Source organism: Lelliottia jeotgali (assembly GCF_016771845.1).
In the GTDB taxonomy this organism is placed as follows: domain Bacteria; phylum Pseudomonadota; class Gammaproteobacteria; order Enterobacterales; family Enterobacteriaceae; genus Enterobacter; species Enterobacter jeotgali.
This window is the reverse complement of the sequence record NZ_JAENMQ010000003.1, coordinates 203,405-226,646: the sequence shown is the minus strand read 5'-3', so window position 1 is coordinate 226,646 and position 23,242 is coordinate 203,405. Positions and strand designations below refer to the sequence as shown.

Below are 23,242 nucleotides of genomic sequence, written 5' to 3'. Positions count from 1 at the left end.
ATATAAAAAGAAAGGCTCCGAATCGTCGGAGCCTGAAGACAAGATTATCCGCCAAAACGCGCGAGAGAGAAGGGCGTCAGATCAAACTGTGGCGCGATTCCCTGAGCAAACTGCGCGGCTATCTCACCCAGCACAGAGGCAAATTTGAACCCGTGGCCGCTCAGCCCGGTGATCAGCAGCGTGTTGCTATGGCCTGGCAGCGTGTCGATGATGAAATCTTCATCTGGGGTGTTGTCGTAGGTGCAGGCGGCACCGTAGAGCAGCCCACCTACACCCGGCAGCACATGACGTAAGAAGCTAAAAGCCTCAGAACCATCGCCCGGTAAATCACCAAACGGTTTGCGCTCTTCCGGTGAGGAGATGATTTGCCCGCCGTTATGCTTGCCAATTTTGAGCGCATCTTTCTCGGACGGGAAGCCGTAGAACTGATCGCCGTTCGGCAGTTCGCCCGTAAACGCCGGGAATTTGTTCTGCGTACTGAAACGGCCATCGGCCTGGAACCAAGAGAAGACTTTACGCACTGGCTGAATCGGTAACTCAGGCATCAGCTTCGTGACCCATGTTCCGGCGCTCACCAGCAGGCGAGAAGCCGTGTATGGGCCTTCCGGCGTATCTACGGTCACGCCGTCGTCATGATGATGAATGGCGGTCACCGGGCAGTTAAACAGCTGCGCACAGCCTGATTGTTCTGCGAGGGATACCCAGGTTTTGATCGCGGTTTCGCAGTGCAGCACACCGGAGTTGGCTTCAAACAGCCCGATGTAATCTGCCGGGACAGTGATTTCTGGCCAGCGTTGGGAGATGGCACTCGCATCGAGGCGCTCAACGTCCAGATTGAACTCACGGGCGCTATGTTCGACGTTTGCCAGAAATTCCGAATGCGCAGGGCCGAGATTCACCACACCCGTGCGCTCAAAAATCTTATCCTCGCTCAGGGCTGATAATTCGTCCCATAGCGCTTGTGCTCTAAGCACCAGCGGAACGTAGCGCTCGCCTTCACCATAGGCGTGGCGAATAAGGCGGGTGTCGCCGTGGTGGCTGCCCTCTGCGTGCGGAGGAAGGTGGGCATCGATCATCAGGACGTTCAAGCCAGCTTTGGTGGCGTAATAACCCGCAGCAGAACCGACGGAGCCGCTGCCTAAAATAATCAAGTCGTATTTCATGAGAATCTCTTAAACCAGGACTTAAGTTGCAGAGTAAATAAGATGAAAGGCTTATTCAAGGGAGAAATAAATGAGGCACCGTTAAGGTGCCTGTTGAGTGAATGTAGGGCATAACATTAATGCCGACGATACTCATTTTCCTGGTAGTCGCCAGACTCTATTTTGGCAATGCCTGCCTCTAAAATAGAAATAAACTGGCGTGCAACATCTGTGGTCAGCCACAGTGTCTGACCAACTTCCGCTTCTTCACGGCTAGGCTGATTCGGGGTCTGGTAGTGCAAACGCAGCATCAGTGCATCGTAGCTGTCTACGGTACTGATATCCCATCCAACAAGCGGATGGGTCTGGATGACTTCATTATTCTTTTCCATCATAACCCCCGTAATACGTGTGATAAGACAACGACTGTGAGGTTCAATGCGTGTTTTTCTGAAGCAACTTCAGTATATCAATAAATAAGGGATCTGCAGGGGAAAATAAACAGGCAGCAACACATTTTTGTGCTTTTTAGGATTGTTTGAACAATAAACCGGCATCTTATTCACGTTTTTTTAAGAAGATACGCAATTAATTTGAACTTATTTAAAAAGGATAAAAAAAGCCGGGGCGACCCGGCAAAAAATGACAATGAGGGAGAAATAATTAATCTGTGATGAACCAGTCGTCGGCGCTTTCCCACGTTTCTTGCAGGATTTCGCTAATACGATCTTTATCATCTTTTGCCCCACCGAGTACGGAGAGATTATTGGCGGTGGCGTAACGGACGGTGACGGCTCCTTCGCGATCGGGGAAGGTGTCGTTGATGCGTCGGGATAATTCTCCGGCCAGCGCGTCCAGCGCGCCAGCAGGCAAAACGGTTGTTTTGGCGATAGTCACTTCAATACGCATAATTGCCCCCTGTGTAACGTACTGTTTATTTATACAGGCATTGTATAAGACATACAACAGGGGGCGACAAAAATTAGCGTTTAACTGTCCAGTTCACCGTTTCACCGGCCAGGAATGGGATCAGCGTGTCATCTGTCAGAGCGATGGATTCTTCGACCTGACTCTCTTTACGCTCCAGTTCGATAAAGGTTTCATTCACCGGCAGACCGTAGAAGCGTGGACCATTGAGGGAACAGAAGGCTTCGAAGTGTTCCAGCGCGCCCATCTCTTCAAATACGGTGGCGTAGCTTGCCAGCGCCGTTGGGGCGTTGAAGCAGCCCGCACAACCACAGCTGGCTTCTTTACGATGACGTGCGTGCGGCGCAGAGTCGGTCCCGAGGAAGGCACGGGTAAAACCGCTGGCAACCAGCTCACGCAGCGCCTGCTGGTGGATATTACGCTTGAGGATTGGCAGGCAGTACAGGTGCGGGCGCACGCCGCCGACCAGCATGTGATTGCGGTTGAACATCAGATGCTGTGGGGTAATGGTTGCGGCCAGCAATTCGTTACCGTCGCGCACGTACTCTGCCGCATCTTTGGTCGTGATGTGTTCAAAGACCACTTTCAGCCCTTGCAGACGCTGGTGCAGCGGCTCCATGACGGTCTCAATGAAGCGAGCTTCACGATCAAAAATGTCAATGTCAGGATGCGTGACTTCGCCGTGGATCAGTAGCGGCATACCCAGTTTTTCCATGCGCTCCAGCACCGGCATAATCGCGTCTGTGCTGGTGACGCCGTGACTGGAGTTGGTCGTGGCATTGGCCGGATAGAGCTTGGCGGCGGTAAACACGCCCTCTTTAAAGCCGCGTTCCACCTCGTTCGGATCGAGGGAATCAGTCAGATAGCAGGTCATCAGCGGAGTAAAATTGTGGCCAGCAGGAACAGCGTCGAGGATGCGCTGGCGATAGGCGATCGCGGCATCAACGGTGGTGACTGGCGGAACCAGGTTAGGCATGACAATCGCGCGGCCATAGATTTCGCTGGTGTAGGGGACAACGGTTTTCAGCATGTCACCATCGCGCAGATGGATATGCCAGTCGTCAGGGCGGCGGATTTTCAGAACCTGGGGATGTGCAGTCATTGATATGCTCCGGCTTATCAGGAATCAGTCATAAGGATGGCTGTTTTTGCCGGACACAAATCATATGCGGAAACGTTTTCGTTTGCACACATTTCCGTAAAATGTGCGTGTAAAAAAGGGCGCCTTAGCGCCCTCAGTGTTAATCCGTGAACGGAATGATAATTTCACCCGGTTTCACTTCGATGCCCTTGGCATATTTTTTCGCCAGGGCCTCGCCTTTGCTTCGGTCTTCGCTCAGCACATACGCAGGCTGCTGATTAAAATAGTTGCGCAGCGACTGGTTCAGATACGGCATTAGCGTTTGCAGCACCGGTTTCATTTTTTCCGGCGTCACTTCGGCGTCCACGATCTCCATCTCTTGCAGATAAATCGCGCCTTTTTCTTTGTTGAACACCGGCAACGCTTTCAGCTTCAGTTTGATGTTGGCTTTCTGGCTGCCGAAAAGAGAGTTCATATCCAGTTTGGCATCACCTGACAGGGTGACTTTGTTTGGCTCTTCTCGCCCAATCTGGCTGACGAGATGATTCAGTACGATATGGGCATCGGCAACGCCAGGTACGCCGATATCCTTAGAAAAATTATTGTGTTTTTCCAGCGCCTGATTAATTTCCTGCTCACTCACGCTGTAGTGGGTAAGCTGGTTACAACCGACCAGCAGGCCACTGATAACGAAAGCAGCAGCAATGACAATCTTCTTCATGGGGTTCCTCAACATGATGTCGGCGCGTATGTCCTGACGCCTCAGTATGTCAGGCGGGTATAGCAGATACCAGCAGAAAAACCTGATAATCAGGGGCGAAAGAGGACCTTTCGCCCGAAGTGTTTCTTTATGCACCCGGCTCCAGCATCCCGCTGGTACTGCGTTTTGGGCTGAACTGCCACCACAGGGCGATGAGCGTAATAAAGCCCACGACGCCCAGCATCATCCACGGTAACTCGGGTTGATTTAATTCTTTGCCCGCATCAAACAGCCAACCGCCACCGGCGTATCCCAGCGCGCCGCCAAAGGCCAGACCCAGACGGCTAAAGCCCATGTAACTGCCACGGGCGCGGGGATCGGCAAGGCCCGCGCTGAGTGTTTCACGGGCCGGTTCAGCAATGATCGACCCAATGTAAAAGGTACAAATCAGAATAAACAGCTGTTGCAGAGTGCCGACTAAACCAATCGGCATCATGCTCAGAGTCATCAGTAACAGGCCTGCCATCAGGCGATGCTCAAGACGAAAACGTTTTTCACTCCAGCGCGCGATAGGGTAGAGCAGGGTAAGCGACAGGCAGGCTTCAATGGCGTACATCCATTTGACCGCCGCAGGTGATCCCGCGATGTCGTTGACCATAATCGGCAGCATCAGCATGACTTGTACTGCCAGCATGTAATACCCGGTCAGTGTCAGCACATAAGTGACAAACCGTTTATCCGCCAGCACGCGACCCAGCCCTTCGCGGACCGGCGCTTTCACCGTCGAGAGTTTCCAGGCCGGCAGTAGCCAGGCGTTAAACCCAGCGCACAGGATAAACAGGACCGCGCCGGTGACACACACCAGGCGGAAGTCGTATTGCAGCAGCCAGCTGCCGAGCAGCGCACCGACCACCGCACCGGCGCTGTCCTGCATCATCAGCAGAGAGAAAAAGCGACCGCGATGCTGCGGGCGAATCAGTTTGACAACCAGCGCGGTGCGCGGCGGGTCAAACAGGGTGCCGCCAATCCCGGAAAGGAAGCAGGAGAACCACAGTAGCCACGGATCGTGAGCGATGCCCATAGTGGCAAATCCTGCTGCACGCAGCAGCATGCCGGTAACGATCATCGGTTTTGCGCCAAAGCGGTCGGCAATCGCACCGCCAAACACCCCCAGCCCCTGCTGGACAAACTGACGCAATCCCAGCGCAATGCCGACCATTAATGCCGCCCAGCCCATTTGATCCACAAAGCGAATGGAGATCAGCGGGAACACGACAAAAAAGCCGAGCACGACCAGCATGTTATCGACGAGCAGGAAATATTTACCCAGGCTCCTTGCCTGTGATACGCGGGACATCTTCCCTCCAGAGGGGAAATACATCTCATCTTTCGGGCTTTCCAAAAAGGAGCCTGAAGACTTAGATGTATATAAAGGTGAGCACGCTAATATTCTGCGGGGTTAGCGTCTTTTTTCCCACCCATCCAGCGACAATATTTTTTTATCAAAAGGGTGGTTTGATTCAGCTTTTTAATCGAATTTTGTGAAATCAGTAAAAAAGGATATGTCACTGTTTTCACAGAAAGCACAGGCACAGGTATAGTAAAGCTAACAGCTAGAGCAGAAGTGACGGGAAGGAGTGGTATCGATGTTTGGCTATCGCAGTAATGTGCCAAAAGTGCGCCTGACAACAGACAGACTGGTCGTCCGTCTGGTGCATGAGCGTGATGCCTGGCGTCTGGCGGATTATTACGCCGAGAATCGCCAGTTTTTGAAGCCCTGGGAGCCCGTTCGGGATGAAAGCCACTGTTATCCCTCTGGCTGGCAGGCTCGCCTGAGCATGATTGCCGAATTTCACAAGCAGGGCAGCGCTTTTTATTTCGCCCTGCTGGACCCGGAAGAGAAAGAAATTATCGGCATTGCCAATTTTTCCAACGTGGTGCGCGGATCGTTTCACGCCTGTTACCTCGGCTATTCCATCGGTCAGAAATGGCAGGGACAGGGATTAATGTTTGAAGCCCTGACCAGCGCGATACGCTATATGCAGCGTTCGCAGCACATTCATCGCATCATGGCCAACTATATGCCGCACAATCAGCGCAGCGGCGATCTGCTGGCGCGCCTCGGGTTTGAGAAAGAAGGCTATGCGAAAGAGTATCTGTTGATCGACGGCGAGTGGCGTGACCACGTGCTGACGGCGTTAACCACCAAAGAATGGACCGCAGGTCGTTAAGGAGAAAAGATGAAATACCAGTTAACTGCCACAGAAGCGCGCGTCATTGGCTGCCTGCTGGAAAAACAGGTCACCACGCCAGAGCAATATCCGCTGTCAGTCAATGCGGTAACGATGGCCTGCAACCAAAAAACCAACCGTGAACCGGTGCTCAACCTGAGCGAGCATGAGGTGCAGGAGCAACTGGATGAATTGGTCAAACGCCACTACCTGCGCACCGTGAGTGGGTTTGGTAATCGCGTCACCAAATATGAGCAGCGTTTTTGTAATTCCGAGTTTGGCGATCTAAAACTGAGCAGTGCCGAAGTGGCGGTGATCACCACCTTGTTATTGCGTGGGGCGCAAACGCCGGGTGAATTACGATCCCGCGCAGGAAGAATGCATGAGTTCAGCGATATGCAGGAAGTGGAGCAAACGCTGGAAAATCTCGCGACCCGTGAAGATGGCCCGTTCGTCCTGCGTCTGGCGCGTGAGCCGGGCAAACGCGAAAGCCGCTTTATGCACTTGTTTAGCGGGAATGTACAAACGCTGATTAACGTCGTAGAAGCGATCGCGCCTGCGGATGACGAATCGCTGACTACGCGCGTCGAAACACTGGAAAACGAAGTGGCTGAGCTGAAGCAACGTCTGGATTCTCTACTGGCACATCTGGGAGATTAACAGTGACAAAATTACGCATTGGCGTGGTCGGTCTCGGCGGGATCGCGCAAAAGGCCTGGCTGCCGGTACTCAGTGCCGCAACGGACTGGACGCTGGTGGGCGCATGGTCGCCGACGCGCGCAAAAGCGCTGCAAATCTGTGAAACCTGGCGAATGCCGTATGCAACGTCGCTTCTCGACCTGGCGCGAGAATGCGATGCGGTATTTGTCCATACCTCAACGTCGACCCACTATCAGGTCGTGACGGCGCTCCTGAATGCCGGTGTTCATGTTTGTGTCGACAAACCGCTGGCGGAAAATGTGCAGGATGCCGAGCGTCTGATTGAACTGGCCGCTCGCAAAAACCTGACGCTAATGGTCGGGTTTAATCGCCGCTTTGCTCCGCTCTATCAGGATCTCAAAACTCGACTTGACACGGCGGCGTCGCTGCGAATGGATAAACATCGCGCTGACAGCATTGGTCCAAACGATCTGCGCTTCACGCTGCTGGACGATTATCTTCACGTGGTGGATACCGCGCTGTGGCTGACCAATGGCCATGCACAGCTGAAAAGCGGTACGCTGCAAACCAACGATCAGGGCGAAATGGTCTATGCCGAACATCATTTCTCGGTGGACAATATTCAGCTGACAACCAGTATGCACCGCCGTGCAGGAAGCCAGCGTGAATCGGTACAGGCCGTGACCGATGGCGCGCTTTTCGACGTGACAGATATGCGCGAATGGCGTGAGGAGAAAGGGAGCGGGGTGGTGACCCGTCCTATCCCAGGCTGGCAGAGTACGCTCGAGCAGCGCGGCTTTGCCGGATGTGCGCGTCACTTTATCGAGTGCGTGCAAAATCAGACAGTTCCTGAAACATCGGGCGAGCAGGCTATTCTGGCGCAGCGCATCATCGAAAAGCTCTGGCGCGAGGCGATGAGCGAGTGAAAACAGTTTAATCCCTGTAACATCTGCGGATAGTAATTCGCTTAAATACGGGTAGACTAAGCGCCTCTTTTCACGCCTGCATTGCAGGCGTTTTGCCGTGTGGTTGTGGAAATTCACGTTAATGAACTTATTAAAATCGCTGGCCGCAGTCAGCTCGATGACCATGTTTTCTCGCGTGCTCGGTTTTGCGCGCGACGCAATTGTCGCCAGGGTATTTGGCGCGGGATTGGCCACTGACGCCTTTTTCGTGGCGTTCAAATTGCCTAACTTGCTGCGCCGCATCTTTGCTGAAGGGGCATTCTCGCAGGCCTTTGTGCCAATTCTGGCGGAATACAAAAGCAAGCAAGGCGAAGACGCGACGCGGGTGTTTGTCTCGTACGTTGCGGGCCTGCTTACGCTGGCGCTGGCGGTAGTGACGGTTGTCGGGATGCTGGCCGCGCCGTGGGTGATCATGGTGACCGCGCCGGGCTTTGCCAATACGGCGGAGAAATTCACGCTGACCACGCAGCTGCTGCGCATTACCTTTCCTTATATCCTGTTGATTTCGCTGGCCTCGCTGGTGGGTGCAATCCTCAATACCTGGAACCGCTTCTCCGTTCCGGCATTTGCGCCGACGTTTTTAAACGTCAGCATGATCGGTTTTGCCCTGTTTGCCGCGCCGCATTTTAACCCACCGGTGCTGGCACTGGCGTGGGCGGTCACCGTTGGTGGCGTGTTGCAGCTGGCGTATCAGCTTCCGCATCTGAAGAAGATCGGCATGCTGGTGCTGCCGCGCATTAACTTCCGCGATGCGGGCGCGATGCGCGTGATCAAGCAGATGGGCCCGGCGATTTTGGGTGTTTCCGTCAGCCAAATTTCCCTCATTATTAACACCATTTTTGCCTCCTTCCTGGTCTCCGGTTCGGTGTCGTGGATGTACTACGCCGACCGTCTGATGGAGTTCCCGTCCGGCGTGCTGGGCGTGGCGCTGGGGACTATTCTGCTACCGTCGCTGTCGCGCAGCTTTGCCAGCGGTAATCACGATGAATACTGCCGTCTGATGGACTGGGGTTTGCGTTTGTGCTTCCTGCTGGCGTTGCCTAGTGCGGTGGCGTTGGGGATTCTGGCGAAACCGTTAACCGTGTCTTTATTCCAGTACGGTAAATTCAGCGCCTTTGATGCCCTGATGACCCAGCGTGCGCTGGTGGCGTACTCCGTCGGCTTGATGGGATTGATTGTGGTGAAAGTGCTGGCGCCAGGCTTCTATTCGCGTCAGGACATTAAAACGCCGGTCAAAATTGCGATTGTCACTCTGGTGATGACTCAGCTGATGAACCTCGCGTTTATTGGACCGCTGAAACATGCCGGTCTGTCGCTGTCGATTGGTCTGGGGGCGTGTCTGAATGCCGGACTGCTGTACTGGCAGCTGCGCAAACAGAAAATTTTCACTCCGCAGCCTGGCTGGTTGAGCTTCCTGATTCGTCTGCTGGTGGCGGTTGTGGTGATGGCAGCGGCGCTGGTGGGCATGATGTACGTGATGCCAGAATGGTCCCTCGGCACCATGCCGTATCGTATTCTGCGCCTGATGGCGGTGGTTGTGGTCGGGATTGTGGCCTATTTCGCGACGTTGGCGGTTCTGGGCTTTAAGGTGAAAGAGTTCGCTCGCCGCACGGCATAAACGACTAAAGGGGAGTCACCTGATGGTGCTCCCCGTTCCCTGCTTAATCGCTCTGGCGATTAAATCGAAATCTTCTTCCCGCCGCCGCGCGAACTGGATGTCTGGCCATTTGCGCCATACAAACCCGGCTCCTGATGAGGTTTCAACACCTCAAGCGCCTGCTGATTGCGTTCAATTTGTCCTTCTAACAGCCAGCCGTTGTGCTGGTTGAGATCGCGAAGGTGCTGCGTTTTTTCGGTAATGGTCTGCCAGCGCTCAACGATATCATCATTGGCACTCCGTCGGGGGTCTTGCTCCGCGCGACGCTGCTGCTCCAGATAATCCAGAGTTGCCAGTAGCGAGCTTTTATCTTCAGTAATGCGCTGCAGGGCGCTGCCGCTAATATGACCTGCAGAGAGCTGGTGTTGCTCGGCATCCATCACCGTCTTCAGATCGTTCAGGACTACCGTCATTTGATCCAATATTTCTGACAGTCGACTCATGCGGTTATTTACTCTGAAGGAAGTTCTGTGTTTCCTGAATCAGCGCATCAGCAATTTTGCTGGTGTCCATTTTCAGTTCACCGTTACGAATCGCCGTTTTCAGCGCTTCGACGCGTTCCATATTGATATCGTTGGTGCCCGGCTGCATCAGTTTGGACTGCGCATCACTTAAGGTGACGCTGGTACTGTTGGCCGTGGACGATTTTTCCAGACGCGCTTTAAGGGCTGGCGTGTCGTTCGTTTCGCGAGGTTGTACAGTGCTAACCGGCTTCAGGGGCGATGTACGATCAATGCTCATTGTGTTGTCCTCATAGAGGTTCGCGGCGTTGGCGCCTGACATCTTCATTTGTTGATTATTTATCGGCAGCCGCCGCGAAATCTTTAAAAAGATTATAGGTTAATCAGAATATTCCCATCAGAACCGACGGTTCCGCTTACCACCTGACCTGAAGACATCCTTACGCGTGCGTTTTGGGCGACGGCAGCGTTGTTCAGCGCCTGGCCCTCGCTATTGACGCTAAAGCCATCTCCGTTCGCCACCACCATCACGCGCTGTCCGGCTTTAATGCGCCATGCCTGACGCAGCATCGAGAGCTGTATGGCTTGTCCCGGCGCTAAATCGCGCAGACTCACGGAGTCCTGCGCCTGATTAATATCCAGCATTGTGCGTGGCGGAAGCTGATCCAGACGGCCACGTTTTAATTCGACATTGCCTGGCTGTAACACGCTGCCACGGGCGATTGATTGGGCGGCGACAACGTAATTTCCGGTCGCCTGTACCGTCACCTGTAAAAACCGTTTTTCGTTATTGCAGCGTGCGAGCACGTTCACGTTGCCCCACAGCTTTGTGCTGCCACTGACACTGAACGAAGGTTGCTCGCAGGACGGCAGAAGGTTGGGTTGCGTACGGACGTTAACCGAGACCTCATCGCTAAACCCGGCCAGTCGCTCGGCAAAAAATGCCGTCAGCTGAGCATTAAGATCCGCTGCCTGTGACAGGGGGCTTAACAGCAGTAGGGTTGCGGCAAGGCCACTTTTGAACGTCAGCATCTCAAATTCCCGTGGTTCCTGGATTTAACAGGATTCTACCCTTTAGGGTTTCTCATCAACGCAACAAATAGCGACGCATTTTGCGTTTATTCCGTCGATAAGGCGTACGGGTTGAGATTTAAGCTACATGCTGAAATTTCGCCATCAGCGGAGGAGACATGCTCGATAAACTCGACGCCGCGTTACGTTTTCAACAGGAAGCGCTCAATTTGCGCGCCCAGCGGCAGGAGATCCTGGCCGCCAATATCGCGAATGCCGATACCCCGGGGTTTCAGGCGCGCGATATTGATTTTTCCAGTGAGCTTAAAAAAGTCATGGAACGTGGCCGGGCTGAGGGTACGGGTGTTGCCCTTGCGCTGACGTCTGCACGCCATATTCCCGCTCAGGCGATGACTGCGCCTTCCACCGATTTACTTTACCGCATCCCCGACCAGCCATCTCTGGACGGTAACACCGTCGATATGGACCGGGAGCGCACCCAGTTTGCCGATAACAGCCTGAAGTATCAAATGGGGCTAACCGTGCTCGGTGGACAGATTAATGGCATGAAGACCGTCCTGCAGGGGGGCAACTAATTTATGGCCTTACTGAATATTTTTGATATCGCGGGTTCAGCGCTGACCGCTCAGTCTCAACGTCTTAACGTGGCCGCCAGTAACCTGGCGAACGCCGACAGCGTGACCGGACCGGACGGCCAGCCCTATCGTGCCAAACAGGTTGTCTTCCAGGTCGATGCTGCGCCGGGCGCGGCAACCGGCGGCGTGAAAGTCGCCGATGTGGTTGAAAGCCAGGCACCGGACAAACTGGTGTTTGAGCCAGGCAATCCGCTGGCGGATGCCAACGGCTACGTCAAAATGCCCAACGTCGATGTGGTCGGCGAAATGGTGAACACCATGTCAGCGTCACGCAGCTACCAGGCGAACGTTGAAGTGCTCAATACCGTGAAGAGCATGATGCTCAAAACGCTCACTCTCGGCCAGTAAAGGAGACACGAATGTCCATCGCCGTCAATGTGAATGACCCGACCAACTCCGGCGTCCAAAGCACCAGTACGTCTACGGGCTCCAGCTCGCTGACCGGTAACAGCGCTGCCGATTTACAGGGCAGCTTTTTGACGTTACTGGTTGCGCAGTTGAAAAACCAGGACCCGACGAACCCGATGCAGAACAACGAACTGACCACGCAGCTTGCGCAGATCAGTACCGTTAGCGGCATTGAAAAACTCAATACCACTCTGGGCTCTGTCTCCGGTCAAATTGACAACAGTCAGTCTCTGCAGGCGGCCAACCTGATCGGTCACGGCGTGATGATCCCAGGCACAACTATCCTTGCAGGCACCAGCACCACCGACGGAACCAGCACCACCACGACCACGCCATTTGGCGTTGAGTTGCAGCAACCGGCCGACAAAGTGACCGCCACCATCACCAACAAAGACGGTGTTGTGGTGCGTACGATCGACATTGGTGACCTGAAAGCGGGTGTGCATACCTTTACCTGGGATGGCAGCCTGACCGACGGCACAACGGCGCCGAACGGTTCTTACAAAGTGGCGATTTCCGCCAGCAACGGGACGACTCAGCTGGTGGCTCAGCCACTGCAATTCGCCCTGGTGCAGGGTGTAATTCGTGGCTCTGATGGCAACAAACTGGATTTGGGTACTTCTGGTACCACCACACTCGACGAAGTTCGGCAGATTATTTAAGCCTTAACACTTATCAGGAGTAAGTCATGGCCTTTTCTCAAGCGGTCAGCGGCCTGAATGCTGCGGCCACCAACCTGGACGTCATTGGCAACAACATCGCCAACTCCGCGACCTATGGTTTCAAATCCGGTACTGCGTCTTTCGCGGACATGTTTGCCGGTTCTAAAGTGGGTCTGGGCGTTAAAGTTGCGGGTATCACCCAGGACTTTACCGACGGCACCACCACTAACACTGGCCGTGGGCTGGATGTGGCTATCAGCCAGAACGGTTTCTTCCGTATGGTTGATGAAAACGGGTCTGTGTTTTACAGCCGTAACGGTCAGTTCAAACTCGACGAAAACCGCAACCTGGTGAACATGCAGGGCCTGCAGCTGACCGGCTACCCGGTTGCTGGTACACCGCCATCCGTTCAGACCGGTGCGAACCCGCAGGCGATCTCGATTCCAAACACGCTGATGGCGGCGAAGTCCACCACCACAGCGTCTCAGCAGATCAACCTGAACTCCACCGATACCGTACCTACCGTGACGCCTTTCGACCCGACGAACTCGGATTCCTACAACAAAAAAGGGACCGTCACCGTCTTCGACAGCCAGGGTAATGCGCACAACATGAACCTGTTCTACGTCAAAGACACCGCAGCGAACAGCTGGAAGGTCTACTCCCAGGACGGCAGCGTAGCGGGTAGCACTCCTGCACTGGCGACCACACTGACCTTTAACGCCAGCGGCGTTCTGACCGGCGGTGGCCAGGTCAATATCACCACTGCAACCATGCCTGGTGCAACGCCTGCGACCTTCGCGATGAGTTTTACCAACTCCATGCAGCAGAACACCGGCGCGAACAACATCGTGGCGACCAACCAGAACGGCTACAAGCCGGGCGACCTGGTGAGCTACCAGATCAACGACGACGGCACCGTTGTGGGTAACTACTCCAACGAACAGACTCAGGTTCTGGGCCAGATCGTGCTGGCGAACTTCGCCAACAACGAAGGTCTGAAATCCGAAGGTGATAACGTCTGGTCTTCCACTCAGTCCTCTGGTGTTGCACTGCTCGGCACTGCCGGTTCCGGTAACTTCGGCACGCTGACCAACGGCGCGCTGGAAGCGTCCAACGTCGATCTGAGTAAAGAACTGGTGAACATGATTGTCGCGCAGCGTAACTATCAGTCGAACGCGCAGACCATCAAAACCCAGGATCAGATCCTCAACACGCTGGTCAACCTGCGTTAATCGTCTAACGGGATGATGTCATGGATCACGCAATATATACGGCGATGGGCGCAGCCAGCCAGACGATGAATCAGCAGGCTGTGACCGCCAGCAACCTGGCGAATGCTTCAACGCCGGGCTTTCGTGCACAGTTGAATGCGCTGCGTGCCGTGCCGGTCGAAGGGCTGTCGTTGCCGACGCGTACGCTGGTTATCGCCTCAACGCCGGGTGCCGATATGACGCCGGGCCAGATGGATTACACCTCGCGCCCGCTGGACGTTGCACTCCAGCAGGACGGTTGGCTGGCGGTGCAAACGGCGGATGGCTCCGAAGGCTATACCCGCAACGGTAATATCCAGGTTGATGCCACCGGCCAGATGACCATTCAGGGCCATCCGGTGATTGGCGAAGCAGGCCCGCTGACCGTGCCGGAAGGTTCGGAAATCACTATCGCAGCGGACGGGACCATTTCGGCGCTGAATCCGGGCGATCCGGCCAACACCATCGCCCCGGTTGGAAAACTGAAGCTGGTGAAAGCCGAAGGCAATGAAGTGACGCGCGGCGACGACGGGATGTTCCGTCTGAGCCAGGCAGCACAGGCCACGCGTGGCCCAACCCTGCAGGCCGACCCGAGCATTCGCGTGATGTCCGGCGTGCTGGAAGGCAGCAACGTCAAACCGGTTTCCGCGATGACCGATATGATTGCCAGCGCCCGCCGTTTCGAAATGCAAATGAAGGTTATCACCAGCGTGGATGAAAACGCCGGCCGTGCTAACCAACTGCTGTCTATGACTTAACAGGATTTCCTATGATCAGCTCTTTATGGATCGCGAAAACCGGTCTCGACGCGCAGCAAACCAATATGGATGTCATCGCCAACAACCTGGCGAACGTCAGCACCAATGGTTTTAAGCGTCAGCGTGCCGTGTTCGAAGATTTGCTTTATCAAACCATCCGCCAGCCGGGCGCGCAGTCGTCCGAGCAGACCACCCTGCCGTCAGGGCTGCAAATTGGTACCGGTGTGCGTCCGGTGGCGACCGAACGTCTGCACAGCCAGGGCAACCTGTCTCAGACCAACAACAGCAAAGACGTGGCGATCAAAGGCCAGGGTTTCTTCCAGGTGCAGTTACCTGACGGAACCTCAGCTTATACCCGTGACGGCTCTTTCCAGGTTGATCAGAATGGCCAGCTGGTGACAGCCGGTGGTTTTCAGGTTCAGCCTGCGATCACCATTCCGGCGAACTCCCTGAGCATCACTATCGGGCGTGATGGTGTGGTGAGCGTGACGCAGCAAGGGCAGGCCGCGCCTGTTCAGGTTGGGCAGCTTAACCTGACGACCTTCATGAACGATACCGGTCTGGAAAGCATTGGTGAGAACCTCTACACCGAAACTCAGTCTTCCGGTGCGCCGAATGAAAGTACGCCGGGCCTGAATGGTTCAGGGCTGCTGTATCAGGGCTATGTCGAAACTTCTAACGTCAACGTGGCGGAAGAGTTGGTCAACATGATCCAGGTTCAGCGTGCGTATGAAATTAACAGTAAAGCAGTGTCGACGACCGACCAGATGCTGCAAAAACTGACGCAACTCTAAGGTGTGTCCGGTGCGGTAATCCGCACCGGCTCCCTGTTTTCGAAGATGAAGGCAATGCAAAAAAACGCGGCGTTTCGTTATCCAATTCTGACTGTCCTGGCCGTTACCCTGAGCGGTTGCGCCTTGATCCCGTCAAAACCTTTGGTTCAGGGTGCGACTACCGCCCAACCCGTTCCCGGTCCGACGCCGGTGGTGAACGGCTCCATTTTCCAGTCTGCGCAGCCGATTAACTACGGTTATCAGCCGCTGTTTGAAGACCGTCGACCGCGCAACGTCGGCGATACACTGACCATTGCGCTGCAGGAAAACGTCAGTGCGAGCAAAAGCTCCTCGGCGAATGCCAGCCGCGATGGAAAAACCAACTTTGGCTTTGATACCGTTCCGCGCTATCTGCAGGGCTTGTTCGGCAATGCGAGAGCTGATGTGGATGCCTCTGGCGGCAACAGCTTTAACGGTAAAGGCGGCGCCAACGCCAGCAACACCTTCAGCGGCACGCTGACGGTTACAGTTGACCAGGTTCTGGTTAACGGCAATTTACACGTCGTGGGTGAAAAACAGATCGCCATTAACCAGGGCACTGAATTCATTCGCTTCTCCGGTGTGGTTAACCCGCGCACCATCAGTGGCACCAACACCGTACCGTCTACCCAGGTGGCGGATGCGCGCATTGAGTACGTCGGTAACGGCTACATCAACGAAGCGCAGAATATGGGCTGGCTGCAACGCTTCTTCCTTAATTTATCGCCGATGTAAGCGAGGTGACCTATGTTTAAATCCCTCTTCGCGATGGTGTTGGTGCTGGTGACAACTGTCGCCCAGGCTGACCGAATTCGCGATCTCACCAGTGTACAGGGCGTACGTGAAAACTCATTGATTGGCTACGGCCTGGTGGTCGGCCTGGACGGTACAGGCGACCAGACCACCCAGACGCCATTTACCACTCAGAGCTTGAACAACATGCTGTCCCAGCTCGGGATCACCGTCCCGACGGGCACCAACATGCAGCTGAAAAACGTGGCAGCGGTAATGATTACCGCATCCTACCCGGCCTTTGCGCGCCAGGGACAGACCATCGACGTCGTCGTTTCTTCGATGGGTAACGCCAAAAGTCTGCGCGGCGGTACGTTGCTGATGACCCCGCTGAAAGGGGTCGATAGCCAGGTGTATGCGCTCGCGCAGGGTAACATTCTGGTCGGCGGTGCGGGTGCATCGGCGGGCGGGAGCAGCGTGCAGGTGAACCAGCTGAATGGCGGGCGTATTACCAACGGGGCGATTATCGAGCGTGAACTGCCGACGCAGTTTGGCGCCGGGAATACCATCAATCTGCAGCTGAATAATGAAGACTTCACGATGGCGCAGCAGATTGCCGACACCATCAACCGCAGCCGTGGTTTTGGTAGCGCCACGGCGCTGGATGCCCGCACCGTGCAGATCCGCACGTCTTCCGGTAGCAGCAACCAGGTGCGCATGTTGGCCGATATCCAGAATATGGAAGTCAACGTCCCGCTTCAGGATGCCAAGGTGATCATCAACTCGCGTACCGGTTCGGTGGTCATGAACCGCGAAGTCACGCTGGATAGCTGTGCGGTAGCGCAGGGCAACTTGTCCATCAGCGTCAGCCGTTCGGCGAACGTCAGCCAGCCAGATACGCCATTTGGTGGCGGTCAGACGGTTGTCACGCCGCAAACGCAGATTGACCTTCGTCAGAGTGGCGGCTCGCTGCAAAGCGTGCGCTCCAGCGCCAACCTGAACAACGTGGTCCGCGCGCTGAACGCGCTGGGTGCGACGCCGATGGATCTGATGTCGATTCTGCAATCGATGCAAAGTGCAGGATGTCTGCGCGCCAAACTGGAAATCATCTAATGCTGGGCTATAGCAAACTGATGGCAAGTGCGGCCTGGGATGCCCAGTCGCTCAATGAACTGAAAACCAAAGCAGGCACCGATCCGGCGGCGAACCTCCGCCCGGTCGCCCGTCAGGTGGAAGGGATGTTTGTGCAGATGATGCTGAAAAGCATGCGTGAAGCGCTGCCGAAAGACGGTATGTTCAGCAGCGATTCGACGCGACTCTACACCAGCATGTATGACCAGCAGATTGCCCAGCAGATGACATCAGGTAAGGGACTTGGCCTCGCCGATATGATCGTCAATCAGATGCAGGCGGCGCAAGGTGTTCAGCCAGAAGAACAGCCGCAGCAGGTGCCGATGAAGTTTGACCTTGAAACGGTGACCAGCTATCAGAACCAGGCGCTGACGCAGATGGTGCGTAAAGCGATGCCCAAAACGACGTCCAACAGCGATGAACCGCTGTCGGGCGACAGCAAAGACTTCCTCGCTCAACTTTCGCTCCCGGCGCGTCTCGCCAGCGAGCAGAGCGGGGTGCCGCACCACCTGATTCTGGCGCAGGCTGCGCTGGAGTCCGGCTGGGGCCAGCGCCAGATTCGCCGTGAAAACGGGGAACCTAGCTTTAACATTTTTGGCGTGAAGGCGTCGTCAGGCTGGAAAGGGCCGACCACGGAAATCACCACCACCGAATTTGAAAACGGCGCGGCGGTGAAGGTTAAAGCCAAATTCCGCGTTTACAGCTCTTATCTTGAAGCCTTGTCTGATTATGTCGGGCTGCTGAGTCGAAATCCGCGCTACGCAGCGGTCACTCAGGCTGCGACGGCGGAGCAGGGTGCACAGGCATTGCAGAATGCAGGGTATGCGACCGACCCACAATATGCCCGCAAACTGACCGGTATGATTCAGCAGCTTAAAGCGATGGGCGAGAAAGTCAGTAAAGCCTACAGCACCGATCTCGAAAATCTGTTCTAAAGCCTCAAGTTTGCGCGAGCGGTGTCGATAATCCTTATCAGGACTCGTGTCTGAAAGTTTACAAGGAACCTCAATGTCCAGTTTGATTAACAGCGCCATGAGTGGCCTCAGTGCGGCACAGTCGGCACTGAATACTGTGAGTAACAACATTTCCAGTTATAACGTGGCCGGGTATACCCGCCAGACCACGGTGCTGGGTGCATCGAACAGTACGTTGACCGGCGGCGGCTGGGTGGGTAATGGTGTTTACGTTTCCGGCGTGCAGCGTGAGTATGATTCGTTCATCACTAACCAGCTGCGTGCGGCACAGACCCAGAGCAGCGGCCTGACCACGCGTTATCAGCAGATGTCGAAAATTGACGACGTGCTGTCTGATACCACCAATTCCCTTTCCACAACGTTGCAAGGCTTCTTTACCAGCCTGCAAACGCTGGTCAGCAACGCCGAAGATCCGGCCGCGCGTCAGACCGTACTCGGTAAGGCTGACGGTTTGGTGAATCAGTTCAAGACTACCGACCAGTATCTGCGCGACCAGGATAAGCAGGTGAATACCGCTATCTCGACCAGCGTCGATCAGATCAACAACTATGCCAAACAGATTGCTAATCTGAACGATCAGATTTCACGTCTGACCGGCGTCGGGGCTGGCGCTTCTCCTAACAATTTGCTCGATCAGCGCGATCAGCTGGTGAGCGAACTGAATCAGATTGTAGGCGTGGAAGTTGCTGTTCAGGACGGCGGGACTTACAACGTCTCATTCGGTAATGGTTACAACCTGGTGCAGGGCAGCACGGCGAACCAGCTCGCGGCTGTTCCATCGAGTGCTGACCCAGCACGTACGACCGTGGCGTTTGTCGATTCTGTAGCGGGTAATATCGAGATTCCCGAGAAGGTGCTGAACACCGGCTCATTGGGCGGTCTGTTAACGTTCCGCTCGGAAGATCTGGATAAAGCACGTAATACGCTTAACCAACTGGCACTCTCTTTTGCGGATGCGATGAACCAACAGCATGCTAAAGGGTTTGATGCTAACGGAGATGCGGGCGGCAAGTTCTTTGATATCGGCTCTCCGGCCGTCATTGGTAACAGCAAAAATAGCGTACCGGGTGCGACGATGACCGCATCCGTTGCAGACAGCACTAAAGTTCAGGCGACGGATTACAAGCTCGAATTTAACGGTACCGACTGGACCGTCACCCGTACTTCTGACAAAACGTCATTCACGGCGACGCCAGACGGCAGCGGGAATATGACCTTCGATGGCATAACCGTCAACGTCAGCGGCTCTGCGGCAACCAAAGACAGCTTCACGGTAAAACCGGTTGTGGACTCTATCGTCAATATGGATCTCGCCATTAGCGATGAGTCAAAACTGGCAATGGCAGGTTCTGCGACCGGCGGTGAGAGTGATAACCTCAACGGTAAAGCACTGCTTGCGCTGCAAACCAGCAAAGTGGTTGGCGGTAATAAAAGCTTTAACGATGCCTATGCGTCGCTGGTCAGCACCGTTGGTAGCACCACCTCTTCACTGAAAACCAGTGCTGCAACCAAAAATAACGTAGTGACGCAGTTGAGCAATCAGCAGCAGTCTATCTCCGGGGTTAACCTCGACGAAGAGTACGGCAACCTGCAACGCTTCCAGCAGTATTACCTCGCGAATGCGCAGGTGCTGCAAACAGCCAGCACGCTCTTTGATGCGTTAATTAATATTCGCTAAGGCCGAGGTCAACGATGCGTATTAGTACCCAAATGATGTACCAGCAAAATATGCGCGGGATCACGGATTCCCAAAGCAAATGGCTGGGTTATGGCGAACAAATGACGACGGGCAAACGGGTTAACCGTCCGTCGGACGACCCGATTGCGGCGTCACAGGCGGTGGTGCTGTCGCAGGCGCAGTCGCAGAATAGCCAGTATGCACTGGCGCGAACTTTTGCGACGCAGAAAGTATCTCTGGAGGAGAGCGTGTTAAGTCAGGTGACGACCGCGATCCAGTCTGCTCAGGATAAAATCGTTTATGCCAACAACGGTTCATTGAGTGATACCGACCGAGCATCGGTAGCAACCGATCTGCAGGGTATCCGCGACCAGCTGGTAAACCTGGCGAACAGCACGGATGGTAATGGCCGTTATATCTTTGCGGGTTTTAAAACCGACACAGCGCCATTTGATCAGACAGACGGTACCTATAAAGGCGGCAACACAGCTATCACTCAGCAGGTCGATTCTGCACGTGATATGCAGATTAGCCATACCGGTTCCGATGTGTTTGATAAATTTACCAGCAACGCAAAACCAGAGCCTGCCGGAAGTACGCAGGAAACCAATCTGTTCAAAATTCTGGATACCGCTATTGCGGCACTGAATACGCCGGTTGCTGGCGATCAGGCGAAAACAGATGCTCTGGTGGCAAGCATTGATAAAGCCAACCGTGGGTTAAGCAACTCGCTGGATAACGTGCTGACCGTGCGCGCCGATCTGGGCACCAAACTGAATGAACTCGATAAGCTGGATGCGTTGGGTGATGACCGTGCGCTGGGCCAAACTCAGCAGATGAGCGACCTGGTTGATGTTGACTGGAACTCGGCGATTTCGTCTTACACCATGCAGCAAGCGGCGCTTCAGGCATCCTATAAAGCATTCAGCGATATGCAGGGAATGTCTCTGTTCCAGCTTAACAAGTAACAATTTTAGCCTCTTAAAACATGTCTTGAAACTGGATATGTTTTGTCTGCCCAACCCGGAGATTCCGGATTGGGCTTTTTTTTAAAGATTTTGTACTTGCATAGCCATCACTCGGGCATTTTCTATCAGGCGAATAATGAGTGCTATTGCCCCACAGACAGTAGCCAGGGCCACGACGCCTTGCCAGCCTGCCACGGCGTACACTTTGCTCCCCAGCGCCGAACCGAGTGCCATCCCAATAAAGACCACGGTAAACAGTAGCGCATTAAGTCGCCCACGAGCCTGTGGCTCGAGGCTATAGACCAGATTTTGATGGGCGACCAGGCTTGACTGCAATCCGAGATCAAAACCGACGGCTGATATCGCAATCAGAACGAGCTGCCCGTGGGTGCCTACTGCGGGCATCAGGAACATCAGTGCAAACGACACGGTCACCAGCGCAGCACCGAGTTGGGTGACTTTGCCTGCACCGAGTTTATCTGCAAGATTTCCTGCCAGCGGGGCGGCAAGCGCGCCTGCGGCTCCAGCGACACCAAATCCACCTGCGACTGCGCTACCGAGGTGATACCGTTCCAACAGCATCACTGCCAGCGTTGACCAGAACGCGCTAAATGAAATGGACAGAAAACCCTGAGCCAGTGCTGCACGGCGCAGGGCCGGATAGCGACGCCACAGGTGTTCCATTGAGCGCATCAGGGCTGGGTAACTGAGCGTGGAGTGAATCGCAAAACGCGGTAACACGGCCCACATTACTACCCCGATAAAGGCGATGCTGACGGCAGCCAGCTGATACATCACGCGCCAGCCGAAGGCTTCGCCCACCAGGCCGCTGACGGTTCTGGATAGCAGGATGCCCAGCAGCAGGCCAGTCATGACCGTGCCGACGGTTTTTCCCTGTTTGCCCTCCGGTGCAAGAATGGCTGCGGCGGGGACAATATCCTGCGCCATCGTCGCTGCCATGCCGATCATCAAGCTTGCCAGCAGCAGCGAATGGAGCTGTCCGGTCACACTACAGCCGAGAAGAAAGAGCGCCAGCGCGGCACTTTTGATAAGAATTAACGTCCGGCGATCGTGACGGTCGCCCAGCGGCAGGAGAAACAATATACCCAGCGCATAACCCGCCTGTGTCAACGTCGGGACCATCCCCATACCCTCAATACTCAAGTGCAGATCGGCGCCCATTAAGGGTAAAAGCGGTTGAGCATAATAAATGGATGCAACGCTGAATCCTGCGCCAATCGCAAGGATAAAAACAACCCAGCGGCTGGTGGTCTGAGTGATAGTGGTTGTGTTCATTAGGTGTACCTCATTCATGGAATGAGGCTATTTTTCCGCAATGACACTTGAGGCGGTAGCCAGCGGGGTGGTAAAACATCTATACGCGTAACGTATAGCCAGAATGATAATGAAACGAACAGAGCGTATAGATAGAGTCGAATTAATGCGGACCTTTGTACGCATCGTGGAATCAGGATCGCTTTCTGGTGCCGCCCGACAGATGGAAACAACCCAGGCGACCGTCAGCCGACGGTTACAATCACTGGAAACACTTCTCGGCGTGCGATTATTGTTGCGTACCACACATGCGACGAAGCTCACTGATGATGGCGAACGTTGTTATCAGCACGCCAGAAAGGTGATCGACAGCTGGCTGGCGCTTGAGGATGAAGTAGGGCAATCCGAGGATGAACCGGTCGGCACTCTTCGTGTGAGAGCGCCTCATGCTTTTGGTCAGGAGCAGCTTTTGGTGCCATTGAGCCAATTTTTAACCCGCTATCCGCAGCTGTCCGTTGACTGGATGCTCAATGACAGAACCGCTGATTTTCTGAGTGATAATATTGATTGCGCGATCCGGGTGGGCGCGGAGATTGATCCAAATACGGTTTCGGTATTGCTGGCCGAAGTCCCGCGCTGCGTTGTTGCGGCACCTTCTCTGTTGGCACAGTACACCGCGCCGGAGACACCTGAGGATCTTTGCGCATTCCCGTGGATAGCGCTCAAAAGTTTTTATCATCAGCATATCGAACTGTTTGAGGGGATGTCTGAGCAACCAAAACGCATTGCTATCTCCCCGCGTCTGAGCACCGACAGCCTGTATGTTACACGCAACATGGCGCTGAGCGGATTAGGCCTGGCGGTGGTATCGAGCTGGACGGTTGAAGAGGATATTCGTGAGGGGAGGCTAATTCATGTGTTGCCGGGCTGGCAACCGGCTGCGCTTCCGGTTCATTTGGTTTATCCGTGGTCGCGTTATTATCCGGCACGCTTAAGACGTTTTCTGGAAATGATGCGTGAAGTCATGCCGCAAATAGCCGGAATGCGCAAACCCATCCCGTAAAAAAGAGGCAAAAAAAAGCCGACCCTCAAGGTCGGCT

26 protein-coding genes are annotated in these 23,242 nt (G+C 54.7%); 16 read left to right on the top strand and 10 right to left on the bottom strand.

The window, feature by feature from the left end:
• Positions 1–44: 44 nt before the first annotated feature.
• From solA to mdtH, 6 genes are all read right to left on the bottom strand, one after another.
• Positions 45–1,163 (bottom strand): N-methyl-L-tryptophan oxidase, encoded by a 1,119-nt coding sequence (gene solA, locus JBO43_RS09895; protein WP_103947993.1) that lies wholly within the window; start codon positions 1,161–1,163, stop codon positions 45–47.
• Between the two features lie 116 nt (positions 1,164–1,279).
• Positions 1,280–1,534 carry a biofilm formation regulator BssS gene (gene bssS, locus JBO43_RS09890; protein ID WP_095281565.1) on the bottom strand — a complete coding sequence of 85 codons (255 nt, stop codon included), beginning with the start codon at positions 1,532–1,534 and terminating at the stop codon, positions 1,280–1,282.
• Between the two features lie 271 nt (positions 1,535–1,805).
• Entirely contained in the window at positions 1,806–2,051 is a 246-nt protein-coding gene (gene dinI, locus JBO43_RS09885; RefSeq protein WP_095281566.1) for a DNA damage-inducible protein I, read from the bottom strand.
• A gap of 73 nt (positions 2,052–2,124) precedes the next feature.
• A complete protein-coding gene (gene pyrC, locus JBO43_RS09880) occupies positions 2,125–3,171 on the bottom strand; it encodes a dihydroorotase (protein ID WP_202674213.1) in 1,047 nt (348 codons plus the stop codon).
• 139 nt (positions 3,172–3,310) lie between these two features.
• Positions 3,311–3,871 carry a lipoprotein gene (locus tag JBO43_RS09875; RefSeq protein ID WP_095281568.1) on the bottom strand — a complete coding sequence of 187 codons (561 nt, stop codon included), beginning with the start codon at positions 3,869–3,871 and terminating at the stop codon, positions 3,311–3,313.
• A gap of 127 nt (positions 3,872–3,998) precedes the next feature.
• A complete protein-coding gene (mdtH, locus tag JBO43_RS09870; RefSeq protein WP_202674212.1) occupies positions 3,999–5,207 on the bottom strand; it encodes a multidrug efflux MFS transporter MdtH in 1,209 nt (402 codons plus the stop codon).
• Between the two features lie 289 nt (positions 5,208–5,496).
• On the opposite strand from mdtH, the gene rimJ reads away from it, so the two are divergent.
• The 4 genes from rimJ (at position 5,497) to murJ (ending at position 9,324) form a co-directional block, all read left to right on the top strand.
• The gene (gene rimJ / locus JBO43_RS09865; protein ID WP_095281570.1) at positions 5,497–6,081 is read left to right on the top strand and encodes a ribosomal protein S5-alanine N-acetyltransferase; all 585 of its coding nucleotides are present in this window, start codon (positions 5,497–5,499) and stop codon (positions 6,079–6,081) included.
• A 9-nt stretch (positions 6,082–6,090) separates the two neighbouring features.
• Entirely contained in the window at positions 6,091–6,741 is a 651-nt protein-coding gene (locus tag JBO43_RS09860) for a YceH family protein (protein ID WP_095281571.1), read from the top strand.
• A gap of 2 nt (positions 6,742–6,743) precedes the next feature.
• Positions 6,744–7,667 carry a Gfo/Idh/MocA family protein gene (locus JBO43_RS09855; protein WP_103947995.1) on the top strand — a complete coding sequence of 308 codons (924 nt, stop codon included), beginning with the start codon at positions 6,744–6,746 and terminating at the stop codon, positions 7,665–7,667.
• Positions 7,668–7,788: 121 nt separating this feature from the next.
• Positions 7,789–9,324 (top strand): murein biosynthesis integral membrane protein MurJ, encoded by a 1,536-nt coding sequence (gene murJ / locus JBO43_RS09850; protein ID WP_095281573.1) that lies wholly within the window; start codon positions 7,789–7,791, stop codon positions 9,322–9,324.
• A 59-nt stretch (positions 9,325–9,383) separates the two neighbouring features.
• Here the strand turns inward: murJ and flgN are convergent, their stop codons facing one another.
• From flgN to flgA, 3 genes are all read right to left on the bottom strand, one after another.
• Positions 9,384–9,806, bottom strand: coding sequence for a flagella biosynthesis chaperone FlgN (flgN, locus tag JBO43_RS09845; RefSeq protein WP_095281574.1), 423 nt, complete (start codon positions 9,804–9,806; stop codon positions 9,384–9,386).
• A 4-nt stretch (positions 9,807–9,810) separates the two neighbouring features.
• Entirely contained in the window at positions 9,811–10,104 is a 294-nt protein-coding gene (flgM, locus tag JBO43_RS09840) for a flagellar biosynthesis anti-sigma factor FlgM (protein WP_095281575.1), read from the bottom strand.
• 92 nt (positions 10,105–10,196) lie between these two features.
• Entirely contained in the window at positions 10,197–10,856 is a 660-nt protein-coding gene (gene flgA / locus JBO43_RS09835) for a flagellar basal body P-ring formation chaperone FlgA (protein ID WP_095281576.1), read from the bottom strand.
• Between the two features lie 158 nt (positions 10,857–11,014).
• Between flgA and flgB the strand changes: the two genes are divergently transcribed.
• The 11 genes from flgB (at position 11,015) to flgL (ending at position 20,867) form a co-directional block, all read left to right on the top strand.
• The gene (gene flgB, locus JBO43_RS09830; protein ID WP_095281577.1) at positions 11,015–11,431 is read left to right on the top strand and encodes a flagellar basal body rod protein FlgB; all 417 of its coding nucleotides are present in this window, start codon (positions 11,015–11,017) and stop codon (positions 11,429–11,431) included.
• A gap of 3 nt (positions 11,432–11,434) precedes the next feature.
• Positions 11,435–11,839, top strand: a complete 405-nt coding sequence (gene flgC / locus JBO43_RS09825) for a flagellar basal body rod protein FlgC (protein ID WP_095281578.1) — start codon at positions 11,435–11,437, stop codon at positions 11,837–11,839.
• A gap of 11 nt (positions 11,840–11,850) precedes the next feature.
• Positions 11,851–12,561: a flagellar hook assembly protein FlgD gene (gene flgD, locus JBO43_RS09820; RefSeq protein ID WP_095281579.1), complete on the top strand. Its 711-nt coding sequence runs from the start codon at positions 11,851–11,853 to the stop codon at positions 12,559–12,561.
• A 26-nt stretch (positions 12,562–12,587) separates the two neighbouring features.
• Positions 12,588–13,796, top strand: coding sequence for a flagellar hook protein FlgE (gene flgE / locus JBO43_RS09815; RefSeq protein ID WP_095281580.1), 1,209 nt, complete (start codon positions 12,588–12,590; stop codon positions 13,794–13,796).
• 20 nt (positions 13,797–13,816) lie between these two features.
• Positions 13,817–14,572 (top strand): flagellar basal-body rod protein FlgF, encoded by a 756-nt coding sequence (locus JBO43_RS09810; RefSeq protein ID WP_095281581.1) that lies wholly within the window; start codon positions 13,817–13,819, stop codon positions 14,570–14,572.
• 11 nt (positions 14,573–14,583) lie between these two features.
• Complete coding sequence (gene flgG / locus JBO43_RS09805; RefSeq protein WP_012016988.1) at positions 14,584–15,366, top strand: flagellar basal-body rod protein FlgG; 783 nt, start codon at positions 14,584–14,586, stop codon at positions 15,364–15,366.
• Between the two features lie 54 nt (positions 15,367–15,420).
• Entirely contained in the window at positions 15,421–16,119 is a 699-nt protein-coding gene (gene flgH / locus JBO43_RS09800; RefSeq protein ID WP_095281582.1) for a flagellar basal body L-ring protein FlgH, read from the top strand.
• 12 nt (positions 16,120–16,131) lie between these two features.
• Positions 16,132–17,229 carry a flagellar basal body P-ring protein FlgI gene (locus JBO43_RS09795; protein WP_095281583.1) on the top strand — a complete coding sequence of 366 codons (1,098 nt, stop codon included), beginning with the start codon at positions 16,132–16,134 and terminating at the stop codon, positions 17,227–17,229.
• Positions 17,229–18,182: a flagellar assembly peptidoglycan hydrolase FlgJ gene (flgJ, locus tag JBO43_RS09790; protein WP_202674211.1), complete on the top strand. Its 954-nt coding sequence runs from the start codon at positions 17,229–17,231 to the stop codon at positions 18,180–18,182. Before JBO43_RS09795 ends, flgJ begins: the two co-directional genes overlap by 1 nt.
• 73 nt (positions 18,183–18,255) lie before the next feature.
• Positions 18,256–19,899 (top strand): flagellar hook-associated protein FlgK, encoded by a 1,644-nt coding sequence (flgK, locus tag JBO43_RS09785; RefSeq protein WP_103947998.1) that lies wholly within the window; start codon positions 18,256–18,258, stop codon positions 19,897–19,899.
• Positions 19,900–19,913: 14 nt separating this feature from the next.
• A complete protein-coding gene (gene flgL, locus JBO43_RS09780) occupies positions 19,914–20,867 on the top strand; it encodes a flagellar hook-associated protein FlgL (RefSeq protein ID WP_103947999.1) in 954 nt (317 codons plus the stop codon).
• A gap of 81 nt (positions 20,868–20,948) precedes the next feature.
• Here flgL and JBO43_RS09775 read toward each other — a convergent pair whose 3' ends face one another.
• Positions 20,949–22,163 carry an MFS transporter gene (locus JBO43_RS09775; RefSeq protein ID WP_202674210.1) on the bottom strand — a complete coding sequence of 405 codons (1,215 nt, stop codon included), beginning with the start codon at positions 22,161–22,163 and terminating at the stop codon, positions 20,949–20,951.
• A 109-nt stretch (positions 22,164–22,272) separates the two neighbouring features.
• Here JBO43_RS09775 and JBO43_RS09770 point away from each other — a divergent pair, with 109 nt between their 5' ends.
• Positions 22,273–23,205: a LysR family transcriptional regulator gene (locus tag JBO43_RS09770; RefSeq protein ID WP_202674209.1), complete on the top strand. Its 933-nt coding sequence runs from the start codon at positions 22,273–22,275 to the stop codon at positions 23,203–23,205.
• Positions 23,206–23,242: the final 37 nt, after the last annotated feature.

Bases quoted from the DNA above. Each gene is read 5' to 3' on its own strand.
- flgH (WP_095281582.1), top strand. From the start codon at position 15,421: ATGCAAAAAAACGCGGCGTTTCGTTATCCAATTCTGACTGTCCTGGCC.
- flgK (WP_103947998.1), top strand. From the start codon at position 18,256: ATGTCCAGTTTGATTAACAGCGCCATGAGTGGCCTCAGTGCGGCACAG.
- JBO43_RS09875 (WP_095281568.1), bottom strand. From the start codon at position 3,871: ATGAAGAAGATTGTCATTGCTGCTGCTTTCGTTATCAGTGGCCTGCTG.
- flgE (WP_095281580.1), top strand. From the start codon at position 12,588: ATGGCCTTTTCTCAAGCGGTCAGCGGCCTGAATGCTGCGGCCACCAAC.
- JBO43_RS09775 (WP_202674210.1), bottom strand. From the start codon at position 22,163: ATGAACACAACCACTATCACTCAGACCACCAGCCGCTGGGTTGTTTTT.
- JBO43_RS09810 (WP_095281581.1), top strand. From the start codon at position 13,817: ATGGATCACGCAATATATACGGCGATGGGCGCAGCCAGCCAGACGATG.
- pyrC (WP_202674213.1), bottom strand. From the start codon at position 3,171: ATGACTGCACATCCCCAGGTTCTGAAAATCCGCCGCCCTGACGACTGG.
- flgG (WP_012016988.1), top strand. From the start codon at position 14,584: ATGATCAGCTCTTTATGGATCGCGAAAACCGGTCTCGACGCGCAGCAA.
- mdtH (WP_202674212.1), bottom strand. From the start codon at position 5,207: ATGTCCCGCGTATCACAGGCAAGGAGCCTGGGTAAATATTTCCTGCTC.
- flgA (WP_095281576.1), bottom strand. From the start codon at position 10,856: ATGCTGACGTTCAAAAGTGGCCTTGCCGCAACCCTACTGCTGTTAAGC.
- rimJ (WP_095281570.1), top strand. From the start codon at position 5,497: ATGTTTGGCTATCGCAGTAATGTGCCAAAAGTGCGCCTGACAACAGAC.
- flgL (WP_103947999.1), top strand. From the start codon at position 19,914: ATGCGTATTAGTACCCAAATGATGTACCAGCAAAATATGCGCGGGATC.
- flgJ (WP_202674211.1), top strand. From the start codon at position 17,229: ATGCTGGGCTATAGCAAACTGATGGCAAGTGCGGCCTGGGATGCCCAG.
- bssS (WP_095281565.1), bottom strand. From the start codon at position 1,534: ATGGAAAAGAATAATGAAGTCATCCAGACCCATCCGCTTGTTGGATGG.
- murJ (WP_095281573.1), top strand. From the start codon at position 7,789: ATGAACTTATTAAAATCGCTGGCCGCAGTCAGCTCGATGACCATGTTT.
- dinI (WP_095281566.1), bottom strand. From the start codon at position 2,051: ATGCGTATTGAAGTGACTATCGCCAAAACAACCGTTTTGCCTGCTGGC.
- flgC (WP_095281578.1), top strand. From the start codon at position 11,435: ATGGCCTTACTGAATATTTTTGATATCGCGGGTTCAGCGCTGACCGCT.
- flgD (WP_095281579.1), top strand. From the start codon at position 11,851: ATGTCCATCGCCGTCAATGTGAATGACCCGACCAACTCCGGCGTCCAA.
- flgB (WP_095281577.1), top strand. From the start codon at position 11,015: ATGCTCGATAAACTCGACGCCGCGTTACGTTTTCAACAGGAAGCGCTC.
- solA (WP_103947993.1), bottom strand. From the start codon at position 1,163: ATGAAATACGACTTGATTATTTTAGGCAGCGGCTCCGTCGGTTCTGCT.
- JBO43_RS09795 (WP_095281583.1), top strand. From the start codon at position 16,132: ATGTTTAAATCCCTCTTCGCGATGGTGTTGGTGCTGGTGACAACTGTC.
- flgM (WP_095281575.1), bottom strand. From the start codon at position 10,104: ATGAGCATTGATCGTACATCGCCCCTGAAGCCGGTTAGCACTGTACAA.
- flgN (WP_095281574.1), bottom strand. From the start codon at position 9,806: ATGAGTCGACTGTCAGAAATATTGGATCAAATGACGGTAGTCCTGAAC.
- JBO43_RS09770 (WP_202674209.1), top strand. From the start codon at position 22,273: ATGAAACGAACAGAGCGTATAGATAGAGTCGAATTAATGCGGACCTTT.
- JBO43_RS09860 (WP_095281571.1), top strand. From the start codon at position 6,091: ATGAAATACCAGTTAACTGCCACAGAAGCGCGCGTCATTGGCTGCCTG.